Source organism: Lacipirellula limnantheis, assembly GCF_007746075.1.
In the GTDB taxonomy this organism is placed as follows: Bacteria; Planctomycetota; Planctomycetia; order Pirellulales; family Lacipirellulaceae; genus Lacipirellula; species Lacipirellula limnantheis.
In genome coordinates, this window is sequence record NZ_CP036339.1 from 639,426 (window position 1) to 663,454 (window position 24,029).

Below are 24,029 nucleotides of genomic sequence, written 5' to 3' on the forward strand. Positions count from 1 at the left end.
CCTGAGGATTAGCATGTACAACGGTGCAATTTGTATTGCCGTCGGCGCGGGCCTGATGGGGTTCTGCGGTTCGAGGTTGGCAAACATCCTTGAACTCACTCCTAAACACGGATTCCTGTTGCCTGCGTTCGCCTTCGGCATCGTGCTGCTGGCGCAGGCTCCTGCCGTGTTTTTGCACCAGCGAATCAAGAAGTTGGAGAGCCAAATCAGCAACACTTAATCACAGACCACCCCTTCTTAGGTCGTGGTGCAGTAAGTGTGCAGCCCCTCTAGCTAGGGGCGGAATGGGGTCGATCGAGTTCCCGTGTCGCAAGTAGAATCCGCGGCATGGGATTTATCGCCATACTCGCCTACCTGGCCCTCGCGTCGAACCTCATCTACTCGGCCCTTAAGCACCGGCAACCCGGATGGGTCAGCGGGGTGGTGCTTGGAGTGGGACTGCTAAGCCTGCCGTTTTGGGCGTGGCTACTCGTTTTGGCGATGAATTCCCGCGCCGGCGGTTAGAATCGGGGCATGGTGCGATTCCTGGCTTCTCTCGTTGCTTCTGCAATAGCGGCTCAGGTGGCTTTCTATGACATTCTCAGTTTCATCCGAGCATATCCATTCTTGCATGGGGCCATCATTGGCGCCGCGCTGTTCGGCCTCATTAGACTTGGGGAAATTGCCGTAAAGCGTCGGCTTCCCGCCTGGACCGTTGTGCCCGCTGTAGCAATCATAACCGGCTACGTCTATTGGCACTTCATGGTGGGGATGGTGGGAGTGTAGCTCGCCTGACCCCGGCCGGGAGGCTGGGGGCTAGAGAATCCCTTTCTGGCCCGACGTTAGACCAGGAACCTGAATCTTCTAGCCCTTAGCCGCGACCACTACGTTCGCCGTCAGCCGCTCCCAACATTGGCCGCGCCGCCCAAAATTCCGTCCAGTATGGCGAAAGAAATTCCGCCAACTTTTGCGTTGAAATTGTGCCACCCCATCCGCTAACGTGAACGCCGGTCCACGTTGGGTCAGATCGCTGCAGTCGCTCTCGCCACGGCCCGACGACGCCACGAGTCGCCCAGATTGAAAGAGGAAGCAGACTGGAGGCAAGCGAGCCGAAGGAGCGCGCTCCCCCCGCCTGCTTGCCTCTCACTGCGTCCGCGCGCAGTGGCCGGCGACCCGATGCCCAGCCAACGGGAAGGGGGGTAAACGACAGTGACGATCGCCTATTCGCCGCGTCGCGCGAACAGACAAAGTACCGACATATTTTGTCGCCAGAAATGCGATCGCCGACAAAAATCGCTGTCGCGACAAAATTGCCGTCGACGAAAATCGCCTATGATTCCCGGCAAAAATCTATTCTGTCGCCAAAAACCGCACCCGCGACAGAATGCCTGCCGGGCGACAAAATTGACCGCCGCTCCCGCCATGGAAGTCAACCTCGCATGTGGCGAGCACGCGCGCAGCGTCAGCTGGCGCACGCTCGCCAATCCGCTACCATAAGCGCGGCGACCGCCGCCCCGGACGAGTTGCGCCGTACCCGGTGACGCGAAGACGACGCGCCGAACCCTATCGACTCGTTCAGGAGACGTCGCCATGCACTGGTGGTTGCTGTTGCTTGCCGGATTGCTCGAAGTCGGTTGGGCCATCGGCTTGAAGTACACCGACGGGTTTACCCGACCGCTGCCCAGCCTCCTCACGGGCTCGGCGATCGTCGGCAGCATGATCCTGCTCTCACTCGCGGCGCGGGCGATTCCCATCGGCACGGCGTACGCCGTCTGGACCGGCATCGGCGTCGCCGGCGCCGCGACGCTGGGGATCCTCCTGCTGGGCGAAGCGGCGACGCCCGGACGACTGTTCTTCCTGGCGCTGCTGCTCGTGGCCGTGATCGGGTTGAAATTAACTTCGGGCGCCTAACCGCCAATGCACAATGAAGCCGACAAGTATCCGAAGGTCGCCCAGTTGAAGAGCGTCGACGCGCTGCGCGCTCGGCTGGCGGAGCTCCACGCGGCGCTGCCGCTGGACGACGCGATTCAAACCGCCGCGGAACGTTCGCCCCTGGCGCAGCCGCTGGAGGTCGGCGGCTTCCGCGTCGGCAATCGCTGGTGCATCCATCCGATGGAAGGGTGGGACGCCAATCGCGACGGCAGCCCGAGCGAGTACACGCTCCGCCGGTGGCGCCGCTTCGGCCGCAGCGGCGCCAAGCTGATCTGGGGGGGCGAAGCCGCTGCCGTGCAACCCAGCGGACGTGCCAATCCCCAGCAGACGCTCGCCACGCCCAGCAACGAGCGCGGCCTGGCAACGCTCCTGGAAGCATGCCGCGCGGGGCACGTCGAACAAACGGGCTCGCTCGACGGCCTGCTCGTCGGTTTGCAACTGACTCACTCGGGCCGCTTCTGTAAACCCGACGATCACGCCAAGTGGGCGCCAAAGATCGCCTATCACCACCCGTTGCTCGACGACAAATTCAAGATCGACGCCGCTGACTCGACCTGCGTCCTTACCGATGACGAACTCGAAGTCTTGATCGACGACTACGTCGCCGCCGCGCGGCTGGCCTACGGCGTCGGTTATCAATTCGTTGATGTGAAGGCATGTCACGGCTACCTGTTGCACGAGTTCCTCAGCGCGCGGACGCGCCCCGGGAGATTCGGCGGCAACCTCGAGGGACGTTCGCGGGTATTGCTCACGGTGATCGATCGCATCCGCAGCGAGATCCCCGGACTGCTGATCGGCGTGCGGCTGAGCGTGTTCGACACGATTCCCTATCGAACCAGCCGCGACGTCGGGCAGCCGATGGCGTACGAGCAACTGCTGCCGTACGGCTTCGGATTCGGCGTCGACCAGCGCGATCCGCTGAAGTTCGATCTCAGCGAGCCGATTGAATTGATGCGGCGGCTTGTCGACCACGGCGTGTCGATCATCAACCTCACCTGCGGCAGCCCCTACTACGTCCCCCATATCCAACGCCCCGCGATCTTCCCGCCGAGCGACGGCTACCGACCCCCGGAGGATCCGTTGACGGGGGTGTGGCGACAGGTCGACGCGGTGCGTCAGTGCAAAGCGGCGCTCCCCGGCGTGCCGCTCGTCGGCAGCGGCTACTCCTACCTGCAGGACTATCTACCGCACGCGGCGCAAGGAGCGGTGCGCAGCGGCTGGGTCGATTTCGTCGGCCTCGGCCGGATGGTGCTCAGCTACCCCGAGCTGCCCCACGACTGCCTGGTCGACGGCAAGCTGAAGCGGAAACTCGTTTGCCGGACGTTCAGCGACTGCACCACCGCACCGCGACACGGATTGATTTCAGGGTGCTACCCGCTCGACGAATTCTATAAGCGAATCTCGGCACGCGAGCAGCTCGCCGCCATCAAACAGAGGTTGAGCGAGGACCGAAGAGAATGACTTTTCCTGTTGCAACACCGCAGACCGCACGCTTCACGTAGCGGGTGCTGCGTGCGCCGCGTCGCCAGTTCGATGGCAGCTGTCATCGAATCGACGCGTCGTTGCGACCAATCTGTTGAGCAAGTAAGCTGCCGCGCGGCGATAATCGGCCAACTAGGGCCTAAATTGCGTGATGCGCCCGCTTTGGCACAGAGGATGCCTCTCTACTGACCCGACGTTTCGGGCCGTTCGCGCTTCGCCGGCGCAACCCGAACGGTGGAAAGGTTGAGTGGGCGCCCCACGCGCCCAGGGAGAGCAATCATGTTACGCAAAGGCTTCTTGGCGTTGGCGGCGATCGCTGCCATCGGGCTTAGCTTTGGCGCGGCGTCGTCGGCCGACGCAGGCCATTGCCATCACGGCGGCGGGTACTATGGTCGCGGCTATTACGGCGGAGGCGGGTATTACGGCGGGCCCAGCTACTACAGTTCCGGCTACCGTGGATATAACCGCGGTCCGTCCGTCGGCGTCTACTATGGGTCGCGCTACTTTGGCCCTGGCTACGGCGGCCCCGGCTACGGCGGCTATTACGGTGGTCGTGGTTATGGCGGCGGCGGCGTCGGGATTTCGTTCGGCGTCGGCGGCTTCTATTAACAGATAGCAGTGTGATCACATTGCTGAACCCACCCGGACTGCCCCGGCGAGCTCGGCCAGCGCGGCACGGTCGCCAGGGGTAGTCCCCAGGTGGGAGCCATTGAAAGCGAGTCGGAACCGACGAAAGGCGCTCAGGAAAAGGGGGTGTATCGGAATGAGCAACTTGGCGTCAAAGTGACGGCAACCGCGACACGAACAGAACTTGCAGCACAAATGTGTGTGTTTGTAAGTTGTTTACTGGAAATGACTTAACGATACATCGAATGCACCGGCACGCCTCGTGCGTTAGCAAAGTTACTGAAGCAGCGGAAACTACAAGAGGCGAGAGTCGACCCCGAGCCGCCGCTCTAAATGGTCAATTGTTTTTAAGGAATCGAGCCATGTTGAAGCGCATCCTACTAGTCGCGGCCGTCGCCGTGGGCTCCACGCTCGCGATCGTCCCTCAGGCCGATGCGGGGGTGTTCGTCCGCCGAGTCGCCCCCGTTCGCCGCATCGTTTATCCCCCCTACCCCGTCGCGCGACGTGCAGTCGTCGCCCCGGTGGTCCGCCCAGTCGTTTACCCCGCGTATCGTCCCGTGATTTACGGCGGACCGGGATTCTACGGCCCTGGCATCTCGGTCGGCGTGGGCCTGTACTAGGCGGCCACGTTTGCTGAGGCGCAAGATCGTTCCTGTACTGTAAGAATGTCATCGTTCGCCAGGACTTGTGCGGGTGGCGAACGATTTATAGCCGCCTGTCAGCTTGCAAAGCTGATAGGCGGTTTGTTTTTGCGCCGCCGATTCGACGCTAGCAGGCTCGTCCTATAAGGAAGAATCCTCATGAACGGCGCAGTAGCTACCGATGATGGCATATGAGTACGTCTCGAATTGCCCGATCAGTCTGCGCTCCGCCGCACGACGCCTGCCGTCAGCCTCCTCGCTGCCATGCTCGTCATCATCAGCGATCTCCACCTGACCGATGGAACCAGCGGGTCGACGATTTCGCCTGGCGCCTTCCAGTTATTGGGCGAGCGCATCGCCGACCTGACGATTGGGGCATCGCAACGGCGCGACGGCAGCTACCGGCCGATTGAGCGGATTGACCTGCTGCTGCTCGGCGACGTGCTCGACGTGATCCGTTCGAGCCGCTGGCTCACGAGCCGCGTCCGTCCCTGGGACGATCCGAATTCGCCCGCGTTCTTTGAGACGGTCTCGCAGATTACCGGCGACATTCTGCGTCGCAACGAGGAAGCCCTCGGCGAGTTTCGTAAACTAGCGCAGCAAGGCGTGGCGATCCCGGCCGCGACGCGCGACGGCCGACCGGCTGATCGCCAACTGCTGCCGATTCCCGTTCACACGCACTACATGGTGGGGAACCATGACTGGTTCTTCCACTTGCCCGGCGAGAATTACTCGCGCCTCCGCCGTCAAATTGCGCTCCACATGGGGCTCGTCACGAACCCTGAGAAGCCGTTCCCCCACGAAGCGTGGGAGTGCAACGAGCTCTTGCAGACGATGCGACGGCACAAGGTCTTCGCGCGCCATGGAGACGTTTACGATCCCTTCAACTTCGAGGGGGACCGCGACGGCAGTAGTCTGGGCGACGTCATCGTCATCGAACTACTGAACCGTTTCGGCGCTCAGGTCGCTCAGCAGTTGGCCGACGATCTGCCGGAAGCGGTGCTCAACGGTCTGCGCGAGATCGACAACATTCGTCCGCTGCTGCTGGTCCCAGTGTGGATTGACGGTCTGTTGGAACGGACGTGTCCCCACCCGGCCACACGCAAGCAGGTGAAAAAGGTTTGGGACGACCTCGCCGACGAATTTCTTGAGCATCCGTTTGTTCAGCATCGCGACACTTGGTGCCCGATCGACGTCGTCGACGGCTTGCAGAAGGCGCTCAAGTTCAGCCGCCGGTTGTCCATTGGCTGGGCGAGTTGGATCGCCGAGTGGATGTGGCGGCTGCGGGGGGCCGACAACGCCTCCTATTTTCAACATGCCTTGTCGGAGCAAGACTTCCGCAATCGCCGAGCGAAGCATATCGTTTATGGACACACGCACTATCACGAGACAGTGCCGTTGGACGCCAGCTTCGCGGAAGGGTACGTCTTGAATCAGGCGTACTTCAATTCCGGCACCTGGCGTCGGGTTTACGAGCAAACCCGCTTCGCGCCGCACGAGCAGGAATTTATCGCGGCCGACGCGCTGACATATTTGGCATTTTTCAAAGACGACGAGCGCCGCGGCCGGCCATACGAGACCTGGACCGGCACGCTCGGCATTTCGCCTCTCGTGGGGACGACGCTGCGAGTCGATCCGGGATTGAAGAGCGATGCCGCGACGCAACCGATTTCGACACCAAGCGTACCAATCAGGGCCCCCCACTTCGCCCTACCGCCTGCTCACGTCCGGGCCGCCGACGGAGCCTTCGTCCGTTGAGTTCGATCGGCGCATGGCGGCGGCCGGCGCGAAGTTTTCGCAGGCCGGCGTCGCTGCGATTTTCTGCGTGCATGGCACATTTTGCGGCGACGACGTCCTGGGACTCTTCACCGAGCTGGAAGCGTGGGCGCCAAGCGCCGTCAGGCCGCTGCGGCGCTGGAGCAAGCGGGCGATCGACGCCGCCATTGGCGAGACTGGCAACTACACGCCCAAATTCGCCGAGCGAATGGAAGCGACGTTAAGCGCCGGGGCGCAACGCCGATTGCCGGTACGGTTGTTTCACTGGTCGAGCCTGAATCACCACATCGGACGCGCCGACGGCGCGGTGCGGCTGATTGACGAACTGGCGACGTTCGCGGGCCAACTCCATGAACAGGCTAATCCTCGCGTCATCCTCTGGGCCCACAGCCACGGCGGCAACGTCTTTGCGTTGCTGACAAACCTCCTGGGCGCTGACGAAGCGGACCGCCAAGAGTTTTTCCACGCCTCGCGCACCTTCTTTCGCCCGTGGATCGCGAGGCGCCCCGACGTACCCGTGTGGGATCGCGTCGAGCAACTGCTCGCCGACCCGCAGCATCCCGTGCGGCGACTGAAGCTCGACGTCGTCACCTACGGCACGCCGATTCGTTACGGCTGGGACGCCGGAGGTTATCACAAGTTGCTCCACGTTATCCATCACCGCCCGCAGGCGAAATCTCACGCCCATCGCGCGCCGTATCCTCCCTGGCCGCACGACGTCCTCGCGGCCGAACATGGCGACTACATTCAACAGGTCGGCATCGCCGGCACGAACTTCCCGCCGCTGCCGCTCGCCCTGCGGACCTTCCTCGCGGACTTGCGACTCGGCCGGCTGCTGCAGCGAGACCTCGGCGGCTGGCTCCGCTCGCGGCTGAAGCATGGCATGCGCGTCCACCACGACGGCACGACGCTGCTCATGGACTACGACGATCCCCACTGGCTGCCGTGGAGGCACGCCTTGGGGCACGCACCGTATACCCGCAGTCACTGGTTGCCGTTGCACTGCGAACTGGCGGCGGAGCATTTTTACGGAGCGTCGGCTGCTGGGGTATAATGCTATAGCTGCAGCGAGATTCGCACGGGAGTTGTCGATGGGGAGGTTCAGCATGAAAATCGCACTTGCCAACTACGTTGACCTCATCCGTGCCGAAAATGGGGACATTCCAAGCGATAGCGTGCGGCGTTTCGAAGTCGACGGGATTGTGGATACGGGAGCCGCTCAACTAGTGCTCCCCGCATCAGCGGCGGCAGCACTCGGGTTGGATGAAGCTTGGCGAGCCAAGGTGACCCACGCCGACGGACATATTGAAAAGCGGCCTGTGGTCAAGAACGTTTGGTTGCAACTCTGCGGACGCGATTCAGTCTTCTCAGCGGTGATCGAACCCAATCGCGAAACTGCTCTCATTAGCGCCATTGTCTTGGAGGCACTCGATCTGATCGTCGATTGTGTGACGCAGCAACTTCATCCACGCGATCCGAACATGATGCTTGCCGAGATCGAGTAACCTGTTGCGGACTTGATTATTCGATGTCAGAGTTCCTGCAGATCACCACCGCCGCCGGCAGCCGTGAGGAAGCGGACCGGATCGCCACGACGCTCGTCGACCGCTGCTTGGCTGGTTGCGTGCAAATCATCGGTCCCATTCGCAGCGTCTATCGCTGGCAAGGGCAGATTGAACACAGCGAGGAATGGCTCTGCCAGATCAAGACGACTCGCGAGCAGTACGACGCTCTCGAAGCGGTGATTCGCGAGATCCATTCCTACGACTGTCCCGAGATCATCGCGACGCCGATTGTCGCCGGGAGCGAGGCGTATCTGCAGTGGCTCGCCGAGCAGATTGCAGCCCCAGGCTCCGCCGGGGGGTAGCGCACCGTGGGATGGCGCCAGCCGGAATCACGGCCGACCCCCTAGCGGAGCCAGGGGCTAAAGAGTGCGAGTAAGCACTTCGAGATCAGTTGCTGATCGAACGGAAGTTGTTGAAGTTCAAGTTGCCAAACGCGAACTGCGGGAACATCGCGTACAGGCCGTTGGTAAAGAACTCGCTGATCCATTCGTCGGCGACGCGAATTGGCGTTTTGGGTACGATGACGATGTCGGAATCGTTGAGCCAAATCTCGTCGGCCGGCGTCGGTCGCTTGCCGTAGATGCCGCCTTGCACGTCGAACATGGACGCCAGCAGCCGCCAGTCGTCGCCGCGACGGAAGACGACCACCTGCCGCAGGTTGGCGCCATTGAGGTGTCCGCCCGCCATCTGGATGGCGGCCATGAGCGTTGTCGGCCCTTCGAGCGTGTAGCGATTCGGTTGCCGCACTTCGCCGCCAATAAAGACGTAGCGCGTCGCCCGCTGCGTAATGACTGGCGTGATGTCGACGCCCGGAATGGCCGCGTCGTAGCGCGCGTCGACCTCGAGCTTCAACTCGTCAACGGTGAGGCCTTGGGCGCAGATGGGCCCCAGTCCCGGCAAGAACAGTCGTCCGTCGGGGTTGACCGTGGACTCCAACTGTTGACCGCCGTTCCCTTGCCGAGCGACGACCGCATTGATGAGGTCTTGGAGCCGCGTATTGACCTCGACCGGCGTGACGGTGATCGCCGGCACCTTATAGTACTTCTTGTATCGTTCTTCGAGGTGCGCCCGCAGTCCGTCCACGGTCATGTTGGCCGCCCGCACCTGTCCTAAGAGCGGCAGCGTAATCGTGCCGTCGGGCTGAACGACCAGCTCTCGCCGGACGTCGTCCTGCGTGCCGCCGATGCCTCCCGCCGCCGAGTCGCCGGTCAGCGACTCGACGCGAATCTTGTCTCCCACCTGCAATTCGTACGGAAAGCTCGTCATTTCCCGGGTCAGCCGGAAAACGAAGATGATTCGGTCGTCGACGCGAATCCGGTATTCAGGCACATGGGCCAAGCGGGCATGGCCGACATACTCGCCCTGTGCATACGCCTGCCAGTCGACGGGCCCACGAGCGTCCCAGGTCACTTCGCCGCGACCCGCGCCAACGGTGCTATCGACGCCCCACACCGGGTACGGCGCGGCGGGGCCGAGCGCTTGGCAGAGCTGGATCTCATCAGAGTTCGCCGCCTGGACCGGCGGCTTCGGCCGGCCGTCAAACGTCTTCGGACGTTGCGACGCGACGACGCTCGCCAGCGATGCGACGGTGGCGGCGGCAACCGCAAACAAGCTCCACTTTCTCAACGCGGTGCGCTCCCAGCGACGGTTCATCGGAAGTATCCTCCCGGCAGCCGGGTGACGTTGTGAACCGGCTCGCTCTGTACGGTCGGCTGCGCAGGCGGGGGCGTCTGCGGCCGCGGTTGCGGGATCGGCGGACCGGCGGCAACCTGCGGAAGCGGCGGCGTCGAAGGCGCCAGCGGATCGCCCATGCGGGCGAGCGTCTGCGGATCGACCCACTTGACGCCAGTTGTGCTGCTGACGCCGTTCTGCGCCAGCGCCTGGGCCTGCTGCTCGCTGGCGGCCGCCAGCTCCTCGCGGCCCAGTTTGCGCTGGATGCGGGCCAAGTTTCGATAAACAACGGGGTGCGGCTCGCGCAGCGCTACCTGAGCGAGAATGTATTCCGAATCGACGAAATGTCCGGTTTCAGCCAGCAGCACGCCCAGCTCATGAGCCGCGAGATGATTATCGTCGCGGGCCAAGAGGGCTGCCTGCTGCAGCGCGAACGCGCGGCGGTCGGCTTGGGCGATCCGGTCTGGTTCGGCGCGACCGATCTGGCTGTAGAGCTTGCCAAGCGCGTGCAGGGCCATCGACCCCGCGGGCTCGCCGGCCACTGATGCGCCCAGCTGCAATTGGGCGTATCGATAGTACAAATCGCCGAGTTGCTGCGGCATCAGTTTATCGGCATCGCCCTTGGCGATTGGCGTGCGATGCGAGGCGATAATCACGTCAAAGTCGAGCTGGCTTTCAACGGCGGCTCCTCGCGGCGCGAAATCGGCCGCCTCTTCAAGTGCTCGCAGGCCATTGGCCAGAGCGATCGAACGCCGCGCGACGCCCCGCTTCTGATCCTTTGCTTCGGCGATCATCCGCAAGACTTCGACGAACTCCTGTCGAGCGGCGAAATAGGCGCCCCGCTGGGCGAGTTTGTAGCCGCGGCGAATTTTGGCTTGCGCTTGCTCGCTTACCATCGCCCCGGTCGGGTGCCCAGTCACGGTGGCGCCGGCGTCGGCCAGCAGCTCATCGGCTTCGGGTGAAAGTGATTCGCCCTGATCGTTGCTCGTGACGTTCATTGTCGGCGGCATGGCCAACGAATGCTCGTGTAGGACGACAGGCGGGCGGGCCATCACCTCGGGCGTCGGCGTGATCGCTGCATCAGCGATAGGCGCCGCGTCGGCCTGCCATTCGGAAAATGCCTGCTCCAACGGCTGCGGCGGCAGCAGCGTCGGGCCGCTGGCGGCTGCCGCGGAGCGTTCAGACAAAGACTCTTTGGCCGTATCCTCGATCGCTGGCAGTGGCGTGAGCTCGGGGAAGGTCTCTTCTACCTTCGGCTGTCGGCGGGCGGTCCGATCCGGGGCCGCTGGCGGCAGCGTCATCAACGCCGTGGGCTCGATCCCTTCCGTGCCGGGAGGCGGCAGCGGTCGCGCCCAAGCGACCTCCGCCTGTCGCGGCGCATGGGCCGCGATGGTCAGCGGCTTTTGCGCGCTGGCAGCTTGATCTACTTCGGCGTCGCCGCAGCCCAGCGACCACAGCAGCGCCAGCGCGCACGCTCCCCGCGGCCAACGCAGCCCAACGCGATCGAGGTTGACCTCGGTCATGTACGCCCCATCCCTGGCTCACTGCCGGCGTGGCGCCGGCGCCAGCGCGCATCGTGCGCGCCCCTCTGCTCTATGCAAAAGTCGACCGACGCCGCTGACCGGTGACAGCAAAACCGCTGCTGGCACGAGCGGTTCCCTGCTGATAGCAACGTTACAGCCGACAAAGTTTCGCCATCTCGCGCCGCAGCTCAAAACATCCGCTTCTGATAGCTGCCCGTCACGGGCAGGGCATTGAACCCTGCCGCCTGCAAATGCCCCACGAACTCCGCGGGTCCGTGAGTGCAATAGATCTCACGAGCGCCAACGCGCTCGACCGTTTCCATGAGTTCATCGAAATCGGCATGATCCGATAGCGGCAACGCGTGGTCGACGCCCCAGCGGTACTTGGTCGACGGATCGATCGCCCAGCCAGTGATCGCGATGCTTAACGGTCGCCGAATCCCTGCCAGGCGGAAATCGCGCGCACCCTGAGGGAGGGTAATGACCGCGCGCCCGGCGAGCAACCGCGCGTCGTAAAGTCGCACATCGCCCAGGTCGACCCCGCACTGGCGATAAACTTGGCTCACTGCAAAGATCGTCGGATGTTGCAGCACAGGGATCCCCGCGTCGGTGAGGATGCGCGTCGCTTCCTGCGACTTGCCGAGCGGGTAGGCGTGCAGCACCGGCGTCGCCCCAGCGGCGATGGCGCCGCGAACCAGTTCAATCAGCTTCGCCACGGTCTCACTGCGCGGCGGCATGCGATAGCGCGGCCGGCCGAAGGTCGATTCCATCACCAGCACGTCGGCTCGCGGCAATTCACAACGCTCGGCCGTGGCCGACTCGCCCAGCTTGAAGTCGCCGGTGTACAGGAGCGAACCCGCGTCGCTCTCAATGAGCACCAGCGCCGAACCCAGGCAGTGGCCTGCTGGATAGGTCGTGATCCGCACGTCGCCAAACTGGACCGGTTGGCGATACGGGACTTCGACGACACGCCGCGCGGCGCCCATCCGGAGTCGGTAGAGCCGACCTGTGTCGGGCGTGCAGTACGCGACCTCGTGCGGCCCGATGTGGTCGGCATGTGCATGCGACACGAAGCCGTGCGGCTGCCGACGACGGACGTCGAGCGCCAGCCGGGGGCGATTGAAGAACAGGCCGTTGTCCCAGTGAAACATGAAGATCATTGTCTCGGCGGAGCGAGTTTGATGCTAGATGCTAGATGCTAGATGCTAGATGCTGGATGCTGGATGCTGGATGCTGATGGTTGGTGTTTGGTGTTTGGTGTTTGGAATGTGATTGTGCAATGATTTCGTCCGTTTTTGCTTGCGGCGGCTGACGTCGCGATTTACCGTGGCGGCATGGGTCGCTTGCGTCGGTCGCCGTTACGTTGCTGGTTGTCGCTGGCATATGCCAACGGCGCGATTTGGGGCGTCGCCAGCGGGCTAGCAAGCGTTTCGCTGGTGGCGAACTTCGCGCGCGAACTGAACGCCAGCGGCGCCGCGATCGCCTGGATCTTGGCGGCGCCGTCGATCGTCGGCCTGTCGCGATTGCTCACCCCGCTCTGGCTGCATCGCGTATCGAGTCGGCGGCGCTTCACGGTCGGGATGTTTCTGGCGAGCGCCGCTGCCTTGGGCGTGCTGCCGATCGTCGCCGCGCCCGGCGCGCTGGGCGATTCGCAACGATCGGTGGCGGCGCTGGGCGTCGTGTGGACACTTTGCCAGGCGCTGGAGTTCATCGGCGTCGTCTCGCTTTGGTCATGGTTCGGCGACCTCGTCCCGGCGGCGATCCGCGGGCGGTTTGTCGGTCGGCGCGAGGCCGGGCTGACGGCTGGAATGGTTACGGGCGGACTTGCGGCCGCGATTGCCACCTGGGCTTGGCAGCGGCATTGCCAGGCGAACGGCCAACCCGAACTGCTCTGGAAGTCGTACGCTGCTTGCGCTTCGTTCGGCGCCGCGCTCGCCGCGCTGGCGACCTTGTCGTTGGCGCGGATGAAAGACGCCGCAACGAAACGGCAAGCGACGCCGACCGCGAGGCCAACCTGGCGAGGACTGATCACGCCGCTCGTCGATCCCCGATTTCGCCGCTTCATGTTGTTTGGCATTTGCTATTCTGTTGCTAACGGGCTGGTGCAATCACCGCGGCAGATCTTGCTGGCGAGCGTGCTAAAGCTGGAACTTGCCGAGAAGCGTTCGCTCGACGCCGCGTCGCGCGGGGTGCAGATCGTGCTGATGCCGTGGCTCGGCAACCTCGTCGACCGGCGGGGCAATGTGCCGGTGCTGGTGGTTAGTTGGGCGATTGTTTCACTGGCTACCGTTTTCTTTTTGTTCGCCACGCCCGCAGCGAAGTGGTGGATCGTGGGCGCCTATGTTTGTTGGGTGGCGTATGCGGGGTTGAACGTCGTCCTCCCGAACCTGATGCTCGGTCTGAGTCCTCCGGCGGCGACCTCGACTTATGCCGCCGCGTGGTTTGCCTGGACGCAGTTGGCATACTCGCTGAGCATCCTGGCGGGGGGCCGCCTGTTCGACTGGCTCTCCGCCAGCGGTCGCCTGGCAGGGCTCGAGATTGGCGGGACGGAGGCGACGCCGTTCCGCCTGCTATTTGGCTTGGGCGGACTGCTGATGGTCGTCGGCGTGGGGCTCGCCACGCGGGTGCGGGAACCGAGCCAACGGACATAAGGCGCTGAGCCGCCGGGCCCCTAAAAAACCAGCCGTCGGCAGCGCGGCCTGCTATACTACGGACTTACCCCCTCTCACCCGCCGGGCACCGTCGTCGAGTATTTCAGGTCATGTCGAGACGCTCATTTGGGCCAGCGCCGCGGACGATCTGGCGGTTTTTTCGAGCGGCAGGGGCGTCAGTTCTCACGCTGTCGATACTCGGCGTGGCGGCATGCCACGACGCACTGGCGGGGGATGTGGCGGCCGACACTCTGACCGCGACCGCGGCAGCAGCGGCGCAGCCAGCAGTGAAGCCTGCGGGCGTTCGCAACGTGATCATCATGATCGGCGACGGCATGGGGCCGCAGCAGGTGGGTCTGCTCACGCAGTACGCCAAATACGCCAAGGGTTCGACGGTTCCCAATCGAACGGCCGCTATCGAGACGGTGTTGTCTGAAGGGACAGTGGCGATCGTCAATAATCAGCCGCACGGCGCCCTGGTGGTTGACTCGGCGGCGGCGGCGACGCAACTGGCGACGGGGCAACTGGCGGGGTCCGAAATGATTGGCGCCAACTACCGCGGCGAGCGAGTCGAGAACATCGTCGAAGCGGCTCATCGCGTCGGCAAGTCGGCGGGACTGGTCACTGATACCCGCATCACGCACGCGACGCCGGCGGGGTTTGCCGCGCACCAGGCCAATCGCGAGAGCGAGAACGAAATCGCGCTCGACTATCTCGATAACAAAGTCGACGTCCTCATGGGGGGCGGTCTGCGGAACTGGGTGCCCGAGGGAGCGAACGATCGCAATTCGCCGACGTACGCCGCGCTGATGCAGATGACCGGCGGCGCTTACCCGGCGACGTCGCGGCGGCGCGACAATCGCAACCTGCTGCTCGAAGCCCGCGGCGAGTACAAGCTCGCGTTCGATCGCGAGGCGCTCGCCAAGGTGACCGACGGCAAACTGATCGGCATCTTCGCCGATTCAGAACTGAACGACGCCCTCGAAGACGCCGCGACCGCCGCCAACCCGCAACGGACCGAGCCGACGCACGCGGAAATGGTCGGCAAGGCCCTCGAACTGCTCGATAAGAATCCCAAAGGGTTCTTTCTGATGATCGAGGGAGGCCAAATCGACTGGGCGGGCCACAACAACGACGCTGGCACGCTGCTCCATGAACTGCTCGACTTCGACGCGGCGGTGCGGCTGGTTTACGAATGGGCCAAGCATCGCGACGACACGCTGCTGATTGTCACCGCCGATCACGAGACCGGCTCGTTCGGCTTCAGCTACGCCGGCCGGCCGTTGCCGGAGACGACGAAGCTGGAAGGCGATCTCTTCGCCGACGTGCCGTTTGAGCCAAACTTCAACTACGCGCCGCCGGAGCTGCTCGACCAGCTCCACGCGCAGCAGAAGAGTTACTTCACCATCATGACCGAATTCGACGCCCTGCCGCCAAAGGACCAGACGGCCGAACGGCTGATGGCGATCGTCAACGACGCCTCGGCGCTGAAGATCACACTCGACGACGCGGTACACGTCCTCACCCGCGAGCGGAACAAGAACTACGTCGCCGGCCATCCCTACATGTACACGGAAACCGTGCCGAAGATCGACGACTTCGAGCCGTTCTACGTCTATGGCGAGAACCTGCGGATGAACCTGCTGGGGCGCGCGATGGCGGCGCAACAGCACGTCACCTGGGGCGCGGGGACGCATTCAAGCACGCCGGTCGTGCTGGGCGCCTACGGGCCTGAGCACGCGGCGAAGCGCTTTGGCGGCATGCTGCACGCGACCGACGTCGGTCAGCGGATGATTGAGTTGATCACCGCCGAGGCGCCGGCGAAGAGCGTGACGGCTCGCTAGGCGTCGAACGGACGCCTGTCAGGCGTGGTGCTCTCGCCGGCGTAGAAGCTTATTCAACTGCCGTCGTCGCGAATCATCGAGAAAACAAAATCATGAGGTCCCCTCCCCGTGAGGGGGAGGGTTAGGGAGGGGTGAAAGAAGTGTGTACCAGCGTTCCACCCCCTCCCCAGCCCTCCCCTCAAGGGGGAGGGAGCCACAACATTCTTAGCATCGAGACCGGGGGCTGAAGACCGCGCCAGGGTTTGGCATGCTCACGCCTGGAGGGGCGAGAGCATGCCACCCTTATTCGCTGCTTACTCGGCGAGCGGGTTCTCGGCCGGCTGTTGACCCGCGTTGCCGCTCGCATCGCCGCCGGCTTCTTTCGGCGGATCGAGGCGCACCAGCAGGTACGTCTCGGTCTTCGTCGGGCCGAAGTGGACCAGCACCGGCGTTTGGGGCTTCGTGAGGTTGAAGATGCCGGTTTCCATGACGACGTCGCTCTTGTCGCCGATGGTGAACGCGGCCCGTTGCGTTTGCTTGTCGACGCGGCCTTGAACGACGTACATCTTGCCGGTGGCGCCGTTGTACATCGTGCCGCTAATGATGCCGGCCTTGTCGACGGCGAGTTGCAGTTGGCGCGTCGTGCTCGTGTCGCCGGCGCTCGTTTCGACGGCGAACGTGCCGAGCGGGAGCCACTGCTCGGTCTGGTCGGTCGCTTGTTCTTGCGACGGATCGACAGTGGCGAGCTGGGCGGCCGACTCGGCGTAGTCGGCGTCGCTGCCGACATCGGTTCCGTTGAGGTAGACGTTGTTGTCCTGATAGACGACATTACCGCCGGGACCGTAGTCGTAGTAGATCGGCTCGGCCCAACCCCACGCGGGGAACCAATCGCCGAGAGCGTCCCAGGTGGCGAAGCCCCACCAGTAGTTCCACGGGTGGTTGTACCAATCGTGGTGGTAGTACCAGTGGTTGAGGTTCGGGTGGTACTTGCTCCACCAATCGCTGCCGGGGCGAACATTGCCCCGCCAGGGGTTGTTGTTCTGGTCCCAGTTGTTGCGGACCTGATCGGCGTGTTGCTGGAGCGATTGCATCCGCTCGGGATGGTTCTCGGCCCAGTTGTGGATCTGGTTCGAATGAGGGCCGCCGGGGGCGACCGTATTCATGATGTTGCTGTTGAGTTTGGCTGCGTTGCCGCGCGGGACTTCGGCCTGTCCGCCGCTCCAGGTGGGGAAGTTGCCGGCGTGCCCGTCGGCCCATTCGCTGCCGCGCATCAGCGGATCGTCAGCGGGGTTGAGGTTGGGGCGGGCGAGGCGATTCTCAGCCGACATCGTGCCGCCGGAGCGGACCTGCGGGTTGGCGTCCGCGATGAGGGGGTTGGTGGCGATCTCGGAGCGGAGGGCGCCGAGTTGCGGGCCGCCGTCTTTCAGACCGAGGAAGTTACCGACGTCGGCGCCGGTGGGCGTTTCGCCGAGGATCGTGCGGGCGTCGGCTTGGGGGGCGAGGCCGGGGATGCCGCCGTGGTCGAAGCCGTTGAGGGCGCCGAAGGTGTTGACGCTACCGGGCGCGTAGCTGGGGCGGGCGATGTTCGCGGGGAGGCCCATGCCGCCGTAGGTCGCTAAGCCGCGCGCGGCGGGGCCGCCGGCGAAATTCGGATCCATGCCGCCGATGAAGCCGCCGCCCGTGCCGCCGTGGAAGCCCATGCCGCCGTAGCCGCCGCCCCCATAGCCGCCGAAGCCGCTGATGGCGGGGGAGATGCCGCCGTGAAAGCCGCCTCCCATGCCGCCGGTCATGCCGCCGTGGAAGCCTCCGCCCATACCACCGTGGAAGCCTACGGCCTGGGCTGAGAGAGGCGCGAGCGTGAGTGTCGCAATCCAGATGGCTATACAAAGCCGAACGTGGCGCTTGACCCCCTCCCCAGCCCGGTGCTGCGCACGGACTACCGCCTGTGCTCGATCGCCGCTGGCGACCGTGCTCGTTGCTCCCTCAAGGGGGAGGGAGCGGGAAGATTGAGTCTTGTGAGGTTTAGCCATATGAGCTTGAGTCATGAAAGCTTGCGTCGTCATTGCTGGCCCCCTTTCGCGTCGCCCTTCGTTTGGCGGGTCATCGTGGCGGGGGCGGTGTTTGGTTGGAACTGGCCGTCGATTTCGCGGTCGACCGATTGGAGAATGATTTCGTTGTCGCCCTTACGGGTCATGATTTGCGTGACCGAGCCGCGGCGGCCGTCGGGGAGCTTGAGGGCCATCTTGTTGACCCACTTATCGGCGCCTTGGCGTTGCCAGTAGCCTTCGCCGAAGCTGCCGTTGGAATCGAAGAGCCAAGTGCGGATGCATTGCTGCTCGGCGTCCCAGCCGAAGATCTGCGTTCCTTCGGCGGCGGGACCTTGCTTGGCGGCGCGGGAGTAGTTGCGGACCATGAAGGCGCCGCCGTTGACCCAGTGGTAGGTGTTTTTCACGTCGCCGCTGGGGAGGGCCTCAGTCCACGTGCCGGCGAGCCAACCGAATTGGCTCATCCCGGTGGGGGAATCGGCGGGGAGTTCAGACTCCTCGACGCTGGAGAAGAGCCACGAGGCGCCGACTTTCTCCAGCGACGCGCGGAATAGGGAGCGCGTGGGAAGTTGGCCCTGTTGGTTCACCTCAGCCAGGCCGAGGAGCGAGGCTTTGCCGCCTTCGATTTTGGATTCGGTGATCGTGAGTTTTAGCGAACTGGTCGGTTGCTGCTTGAACAGATCGGCGTAGGCGGCGCCGATGGCGTCGCGACCTTTCACTTGCACGTTGGCGACGGTGGCGTTGTAGAAGGCGTCGGGCGTCCAGAGGGCCATCATCGCCGGGGCGTTGTGGGCGTTGAAGGCCTTTTCGAACGTGCCGAGCATCGCGGCGAGGCTGGGGTCGAGCTTAGCGCTCGGGGCGGCGTGGGCTGGCGCGGCCGCGCTGGTGAAGGCGCCGAGCAGTGCGAGCGCGGCGAGCGTTTGGCGGAGAGCGGAGGGGGACATGGGGTTGGTTGCTCCTCAGATTGATTGGAGTCGGTTGGGCGGGGTGTTGTGAGCGGGTATTGCAGTTACCAGCGAAGATGATCATTCATTCGCTGTAGAAATGCTTGAATCGTAAGTACTTGAACACAGAGGACACAGAGAGCACAGAGAAAAGCTAAAGGAGATCAGCCCTTCTTCGTCTTCTCTGTGTCCTCTGTGCTCTCTGTGTTAAAGGCATTTCTTGCTAGCTGTTGAAATTGCTTCGGGGCCGAGGGTTACAGGAAAGGCGATTCCTCAGTTCTGTTCAAACTTAAAAATCTTCTTCCAGTCGTCTTTCATCGATACCAAGATCCAGTATCGCTCTTTCGCTTCGTCGAGACCGCGGACGAGTCGGCCAACCATCGAATCGCGGTCGTAGGCATACTCGCGGAGGGCGTCGGTGTGGTGGACGATCAGGCCGAGGCGGGGGCCGTCGCCGGCGGTCGTCCACTCGAGCATTTCGAAGTCGCCGTCGGAGTTGCCGAAGGCGAGGATGGGACGCTGACCGATGAAGCGTTGGATGCCGACGGGCTTGCCGGCTTTGTCGTCGACGAAGTTAGCTTGGGGGAGCCGCATGAGGGTCGGCTTGCCGTCGACTTCGGCGAACTTCACTTCGATGCAGGAGCCGACGACTTGAGAGGGGGGGATGCCGTAGACGCGATCGGTCCAGGGACGCATGAAGTCGATGCCGCCGCCGGAGACGATGAACGTCTTGAAGCCGTTGGCGCGGAGATACTGGAGGACCTCCACCATGGGGACGTAATAGAGATCGGTGTAGAGTTGCTGGAACCTTGGGTGCTTGGCGGTGGCGAGCCAGTCGACGACGATCTGCTCGAACGCGTCGGGCGTCATCCCGGCATGGCCGAGCATCAGCAGCTTGACGCCGGCCTGCTCGCCCTCTGCGAAGACGGCTTGGTAATCGTTGGCGAGGACGGCTTCGAACGGCTCAGTCGTTTTCCACTCTGGGTGGTCGGCCGCTCCCGCTTTGATGCGGTCGAACGCGAACACGATTTGCGTATACATCGGCTGCTCGACCCAGAGCGTGCCGTCGTTATCGAACGTGGCGATGCGCTGCTCGGGGAGGACAAAGTCGGGGCCCCCCTCGTCGGTGACCTTGGCGACGAAGTCGATGATCGCTTGCTTGGCGGCGCCGTCGTTCCAGGAAGGGAGCGGATCGTCGGCCGTCGCGAGCGCCGCCCAGCAGCCGACGATGATGACGGCCGCCGCACCAAGCGTCCAGCGGCGAGCGAAACCGGTAAGCGGCGAGTTGCGAGTTGACTGGGTCATGACCGGCTGGCGAGTGGCGGGATGGATTCCGATTCCCAAGGATGCCCCATGATCCTACGGCGGCGGCGGAGTGAATGGCCAGCAAGTGGGCGAATTCTGCCGGCTGCGACGACTGGGCGGTGCAATCGGCAAAGTCGGCGCCGCCGGCCAGGCGAACTGGTCGCGGGACGGCGCTCTCTCTAGACTTGGAGGGCGTGAACGCGGTTGGAGGAGCAGTGAATATGTCCGAACCGACGCCGCTCGGTTCCGAGCGGGCGATGCAGATCGTCGCCGAGAACAAACTACGGGCCGCGATCGAAGCGGGGGAGTTCGACAACCTGCCGGGGCTCGGCAAGCCATCGCCGTTGATCGACGAACCTTACGATCCATTCTGGTGGTTGCGGCGGAAATTGCGCCAGGAGAATTTGCCTGCGGATCCGCGCGACGGATGGCAGCGTTGAGGCGAAATGACGGCACCTATCGTTGAACTCGAACACGTTGGTTTTCGGCAGCAGCAGACCGAGATACTCGCCGACGTCAGTTGGCGACTGGAGCGGCGACGGCACTGGGCGGTGCTGGGGCCGAACGGTTGCGGCAAAACGACGATGCTGCGGATTGCCTGCGGGTACTTGTGGCCCACCAGCGGGACGGTTCGGCGGCTGGGCGAGGAACTCGTCGACCTGGGGCGGCTGCGACGCTCGATCGGGTGGGTCGCGGCGGACTTGGCTCCGCGGATTCCCGCTGACGAATTGGCGATTGAGACAGTCGTCTCGGGACGGCTGGCGCAGGTGGGGCTGCGGCGCCTCGGCGAACTGCAACCGACGGAGGCGGACTTCGCTGCGGCCGGCGAACTGCTCGACGCGATGCGATGCGGCGAGCTGGCCCACAAACCCTTCGGCGTGCTGTCGCAGGGCGAGCGACAGCAGATGCTGGTCGCTCGCGCGCGGATGGTCGATCCGCTGCTGATCGTGCTCGACGAACCGTGCGCCGGGATGGACCCAGGCGTGCGCGAGCGGTTCTTGGCGTGGCTCGAACAGCTGGCGGGATCGCCGACGAGTCCGTCGTTGATTCTAGTGACGCATCATGTGGAAGAGATCATGCCGAGCTTCGAGTCGACGCTGGTAATGGATCGGGGCCGGATAGCGGGGGCGGGACCGACGGCGGAGGTGGTGACGGCCGAGCGGCTGGAGTTGCTCTACGGGATCGGCGTCCAGCGGCTGGAGCGATCGGCGGGCCGGCTGTGGCCGATATGGCGGGAGGCGTGAAGGCGACGGTTCGCAGCTATACGCGCGGGGCGTGGAGGAGGGCCAACAGATCGCGGACGTCGACCGGCTTCACGAGGTGATGATCGAATCCCGCGCGGAGCGAGCGCTCGCGATCTTCAGTCTGGCCGTAGCCGGAGACGGCGATGAGGAGTTGGCTCTTGTATCCGCGCTCGCGCAGCTTGGCGGCGACGTCATAGCCGTTGATCACCGGCAGTCCGATATCAAGGAGCACGGCATCGGGCTGGATCGACTCGAACAATTCGAGCGCACTGCGGCCATCGTGGGCGACGGTGACCTTGTGGCCGTGCATTTTGAGGAGCATCGCCTCGGCTTGGGCCGTGTCTCGATTGTCGTCGACGACGAGGACGTTGAGCGCCGCGGGAGGAGCGGTCGCGTCGACGGGAGCGAACGACATCGGCTTGGCGGCCTCGCTCAGGGGGAGGCGGACCGTGAACGTGGAGCCCTGCCCTTCTCCGTCGCTGTGAGCAGAGACGGCGCCGCCGTGCATTTCGGCGAGCTTGCGCACGACGGTCAGCCCGATGCCGAGGCCGCCTTGCGAACGGTCGAGCGTGCGGTCGGCCTGCGCGAAAAGGTCGAAGACGCGCGGCAACATTTCGGCGGAGATGCCAATGCCGTGGTCGATCACTTGGATCACCGCTTCGCCTTCGCGGGCGAACGCCTGGAGCGTGACCTCGCTCCCCTCGGGCGAGTATTTGGCGGCGTTGGTGAGGAGATTGGCGATGATTTGCTCCGCGCGGGTGGCGTCGACGAACAAGGGCAACGGTTCGTCGGCGAGCTCGACGCGCAGGCGATCGCCCCTCTCTTCGAGGATCGGTTGGATCGCCATGGCGGCGCGTTCGATGATTGTCGCGGCGTCGATCTGTTCGCGACGGAGTTGGATTTTCTCCTGGCTGATGCGTGAGATATCGAGCAGGCTGTCGATGATCCGCGTCAAGTTATTGGCCTGGCGGTTGATGACGTCCAGCATCTCGCCGTTGGATTCTGGCGCTGGCAGACTCGCGGCGTCGGCGGCGTACCGGATGGCGGCAAGAGGGTTGCGCAATTCATGGGCGAGCATGGCCAGGAACTCGTCCTTCTGCCGCTCCGACTCGCGGATTGAGCTGAGCAGCTGGGCGTTGTCGAGCGCCGTCGCGACGCGGCGGGCCAGATCCTCGGCCAAGGGAATGTCGGCCTCGACGTAGGGTCGGGTGCTTTCCGACTGGACGAAGCTGATGACGCCGATGGTGCGCTCGCGAATCTTCAGCGGGACGCTGATCACGGATTGCGGTTTGAGCGTCCAGAGCGACTTCATCAGGCGGTCGTTGCGGCCAAGCTTTCTTAACTGTTCGTCGGTCAGCTGCGGGATGAATTGCGTCTTGCCGGTGCGCCAGGCTTGCACGGTGACGGAAGGCGAATCCCAGTCGACGGGATACTCAGCGAGGAAGTCGCGCAAGAGTTGCTGCTTCGCTGGATCGCGATGGGCGGACGCCGGATTGCCGATCGAGCCGTCGGGACGGAGGGCGTACACGACGCACCAGTCGGCGAAGAAGGGAATCATCGAGGCGGCGGCCTGCTGCAGGGCGCTGCCGCGATCGATCAGCGCGGCGAGCGAGGCGCTCGTGTCAGCGAGAAACTGCAGCGCCTCTTCGGTGCGCTTGCGCTGGCTGACGTCGCGGGCGACTTTTGACGCGCCAACCACTTCGCCGTAAGGGTTCTTGATGGGCGAGATGCGCAGCGAAACATCAACCAGCGATCCGTCCTTCCGCATGCGGGTCGTATCCCAGTGATCGATGCGCTCGCCTCGCGACAGGCGTTCCATGATGACGGCCAACTCGTCGCGGTGGTGATCAGGGACAATCAAGCTGATGTGCCGGCCAACAGCCTCTTCGGCGGTAAAGCCGTAGAGGCGCTGAGCAGCGTCGTTCCAGCTGGTGATAATCCCTTGCAGATTCTTGCTGATGACGGCGTCGTCGGAGTGCTCGACGATGGCGGCGAGCTGCTGCAGCGCACTCTGGGTCTTCCGCTGGTAGGTGGCATCGGTAAAGACGAGGATCATGCCGTAAATGCGACCCGTCGCGTCCATGATCGGGGCGGCGCTGTCTTCGATGGGGCGCTCCGTCCCATCGCGAGCGATGAGGATGGTGTGATTGGCCAGACCGACGACTTTGCCGGTGCGGAGCACCAGTTCGCACGGGTTCTCGACGATCTGGCGAGTTTGCTCGTTGACGATATGAAAGACGTCGGCGATCGGCTTGCCGCCGGCTTCGGCTGAGGTCCAACCCGTCTGCGCTTCGGCGACGGCGTTCATAAAGGTGACGCAGCCTTCGGGATCAGTGGCGATGACGCCGTCGCCGATGCTGGCCAGGGTGATGCGGAGCATTTCGCCGCGATGATCGGCGTCTGCCGCCGCGGAGCGGGCGCGCGCATTGGCCTGGTGGAGGTGATGGGCCAGGGCGACGATCAACGCCGCCATGAAGCTAAACATGGCAAGTTCGATCAGCGCCTGGTCATTGCCATTAACAATCGCCAAGCCATCGGGCGGCACGAAGCACCAGTCGGCCGTCAAGTATGCCGCGACGGCCGCGGTGACGCCGGGCCACAGGCCGCCGTACCAGGAGGCGAGAACGACGGCCGGGAAAAAGGTGATGAACGGAACGGCCCCCGGCGGGAGCACGCGGTTCAGGAGGTAGCGCGCGGCCGCAGCGACCGCCACGGCGGCGATTGCGATCAAGTGCGGTTTAAGTGAGCGGACCAATGACGGCATGCGCGAGCGAAGTACAGCGACCCTGAGTGAAGATACAAAAGGTGCGTCGAGGAGTGC

Annotated in this window: 21 protein-coding genes and 1 riboswitch; of the genes, 14 read left to right on the forward strand and 7 right to left on the reverse strand. The window is 63.9% G+C overall.

Annotation, left to right across the window (positions count from 1 at the left end; translation table 11 throughout):
* Nucleotides 1-13: 13 nt before the first annotated feature.
* The 10 genes from I41_RS02465 (at nucleotide 14) to cutA (ending at nucleotide 8,304) form a co-directional block, all read left to right on the forward strand.
* Nucleotides 14-220, forward strand: coding sequence for a hypothetical protein (locus tag I41_RS02465; RefSeq protein WP_145430555.1), 207 nt, complete (start codon nucleotides 14-16; stop codon nucleotides 218-220).
* 107 nt (nucleotides 221-327) lie between these two features.
* A complete protein-coding gene (locus I41_RS26970) occupies nucleotides 328-504 on the forward strand; it encodes a hypothetical protein (RefSeq protein ID WP_168206626.1) in 177 nt (58 codons plus the stop codon).
* Between the two features lie 969 nt (nucleotides 505-1,473).
* A riboswitch (guanidine-III (ykkC-III) riboswitch) is annotated at nucleotides 1,474-1,537 on the forward strand.
* A gap of 32 nt (nucleotides 1,538-1,569) precedes the next feature.
* On the forward strand, nucleotides 1,570-1,890 hold the full coding sequence (locus I41_RS02470) for a DMT family transporter (protein WP_145430557.1): 321 nt from the start codon (nucleotides 1,570-1,572) through the stop codon (nucleotides 1,888-1,890).
* Between the two features lie 6 nt (nucleotides 1,891-1,896).
* Complete coding sequence (locus I41_RS02475; protein WP_145430559.1) at nucleotides 1,897-3,372, forward strand: oxidoreductase; 1,476 nt, start codon at nucleotides 1,897-1,899, stop codon at nucleotides 3,370-3,372.
* A gap of 300 nt (nucleotides 3,373-3,672) precedes the next feature.
* Nucleotides 3,673-4,002 (forward strand): hypothetical protein, encoded by a 330-nt coding sequence (locus tag I41_RS02480; protein WP_210421097.1) that lies wholly within the window; start codon nucleotides 3,673-3,675, stop codon nucleotides 4,000-4,002.
* 380 nt (nucleotides 4,003-4,382) lie between these two features.
* Nucleotides 4,383-4,640, forward strand: coding sequence for a hypothetical protein (locus tag I41_RS02485; protein ID WP_145430561.1), 258 nt, complete (start codon nucleotides 4,383-4,385; stop codon nucleotides 4,638-4,640).
* A 228-nt stretch (nucleotides 4,641-4,868) separates the two neighbouring features.
* Complete coding sequence (locus I41_RS02490; protein WP_145430563.1) at nucleotides 4,869-6,419, forward strand: metallophosphoesterase family protein; 1,551 nt, start codon at nucleotides 4,869-4,871, stop codon at nucleotides 6,417-6,419.
* Nucleotides 6,420-6,432: 13 nt separating this feature from the next.
* A complete protein-coding gene (locus I41_RS02495) occupies nucleotides 6,433-7,491 on the forward strand; it encodes a hypothetical protein (RefSeq protein WP_145430565.1) in 1,059 nt (352 codons plus the stop codon).
* A gap of 52 nt (nucleotides 7,492-7,543) precedes the next feature.
* Nucleotides 7,544-7,942, forward strand: a complete 399-nt coding sequence (locus tag I41_RS02500) for an aspartyl protease family protein (protein WP_145430567.1) — start codon at nucleotides 7,544-7,546, stop codon at nucleotides 7,940-7,942.
* A 23-nt stretch (nucleotides 7,943-7,965) separates the two neighbouring features.
* Nucleotides 7,966-8,304 carry a divalent-cation tolerance protein CutA gene (cutA, locus tag I41_RS02505; protein ID WP_145430569.1) on the forward strand — a complete coding sequence of 113 codons (339 nt, stop codon included), beginning with the start codon at nucleotides 7,966-7,968 and terminating at the stop codon, nucleotides 8,302-8,304.
* Between the two features lie 85 nt (nucleotides 8,305-8,389).
* Here cutA and I41_RS02510 read toward each other — a convergent pair whose 3' ends face one another.
* From I41_RS02510 to I41_RS02520, 3 genes are all read right to left on the reverse strand, one after another.
* A complete protein-coding gene (locus tag I41_RS02510; RefSeq protein ID WP_145430571.1) occupies nucleotides 8,390-9,655 on the reverse strand; it encodes a polysaccharide biosynthesis/export family protein in 1,266 nt (421 codons plus the stop codon).
* Nucleotides 9,652-11,196 (reverse strand): tetratricopeptide repeat protein, encoded by a 1,545-nt coding sequence (locus I41_RS02515; protein ID WP_145430573.1) that lies wholly within the window; start codon nucleotides 11,194-11,196, stop codon nucleotides 9,652-9,654. The genes I41_RS02510 and I41_RS02515 overlap by 4 nt, the downstream gene beginning before the upstream one ends.
* Before the next feature lie 188 nt (nucleotides 11,197-11,384).
* Nucleotides 11,385-12,356: an MBL fold metallo-hydrolase gene (locus I41_RS02520; protein WP_145430574.1), complete on the reverse strand. Its 972-nt coding sequence runs from the start codon at nucleotides 12,354-12,356 to the stop codon at nucleotides 11,385-11,387.
* A gap of 174 nt (nucleotides 12,357-12,530) precedes the next feature.
* Between I41_RS02520 and I41_RS02525 the strand changes: the two genes are divergently transcribed.
* The gene (locus I41_RS02525; RefSeq protein WP_145430577.1) at nucleotides 12,531-13,847 is read left to right on the forward strand and encodes an MFS transporter; all 1,317 of its coding nucleotides are present in this window, start codon (nucleotides 12,531-12,533) and stop codon (nucleotides 13,845-13,847) included.
* 110 nt (nucleotides 13,848-13,957) lie between these two features.
* On the forward strand, nucleotides 13,958-15,691 hold the full coding sequence (locus I41_RS02530; RefSeq protein ID WP_145430579.1) for an alkaline phosphatase: 1,734 nt from the start codon (nucleotides 13,958-13,960) through the stop codon (nucleotides 15,689-15,691).
* Nucleotides 15,692-15,984: 293 nt separating this feature from the next.
* Here the strand turns inward: I41_RS02530 and I41_RS27625 are convergent, their stop codons facing one another.
* The 3 genes from I41_RS27625 to I41_RS02545 form a co-directional block, all read right to left on the reverse strand.
* The gene (locus I41_RS27625; protein WP_210421098.1) at nucleotides 15,985-17,484 is read right to left on the reverse strand and encodes a hypothetical protein; all 1,500 of its coding nucleotides are present in this window, start codon (nucleotides 17,482-17,484) and stop codon (nucleotides 15,985-15,987) included.
* A 245-nt stretch (nucleotides 17,485-17,729) separates the two neighbouring features.
* Nucleotides 17,730-18,659: a YybH family protein gene (locus I41_RS02540; protein ID WP_145430581.1), complete on the reverse strand. Its 930-nt coding sequence runs from the start codon at nucleotides 18,657-18,659 to the stop codon at nucleotides 17,730-17,732.
* Nucleotides 18,660-18,932: 273 nt separating this feature from the next.
* Entirely contained in the window at nucleotides 18,933-19,964 is a 1,032-nt protein-coding gene (locus I41_RS02545; protein ID WP_145430582.1) for an HAD family hydrolase, read from the reverse strand.
* Between the two features lie 221 nt (nucleotides 19,965-20,185).
* Between I41_RS02545 and I41_RS26975 the strand changes: the two genes are divergently transcribed.
* Together I41_RS26975 and I41_RS02555 are read left to right on the forward strand one after the other, a co-directional pair.
* On the forward strand, nucleotides 20,186-20,404 hold the full coding sequence (locus I41_RS26975; protein WP_168206628.1) for a DnaJ family domain-containing protein: 219 nt from the start codon (nucleotides 20,186-20,188) through the stop codon (nucleotides 20,402-20,404).
* A gap of 6 nt (nucleotides 20,405-20,410) precedes the next feature.
* On the forward strand, nucleotides 20,411-21,208 hold the full coding sequence (locus I41_RS02555) for an ABC transporter ATP-binding protein (protein WP_145430587.1): 798 nt from the start codon (nucleotides 20,411-20,413) through the stop codon (nucleotides 21,206-21,208).
* A gap of 16 nt (nucleotides 21,209-21,224) precedes the next feature.
* Here I41_RS02555 and I41_RS02560 read toward each other — a convergent pair whose 3' ends face one another.
* A complete protein-coding gene (locus I41_RS02560; protein ID WP_168206629.1) occupies nucleotides 21,225-23,939 on the reverse strand; it encodes a hybrid sensor histidine kinase/response regulator in 2,715 nt (904 codons plus the stop codon).
* Nucleotides 23,940-24,029 lie beyond the last annotated feature (90 nt).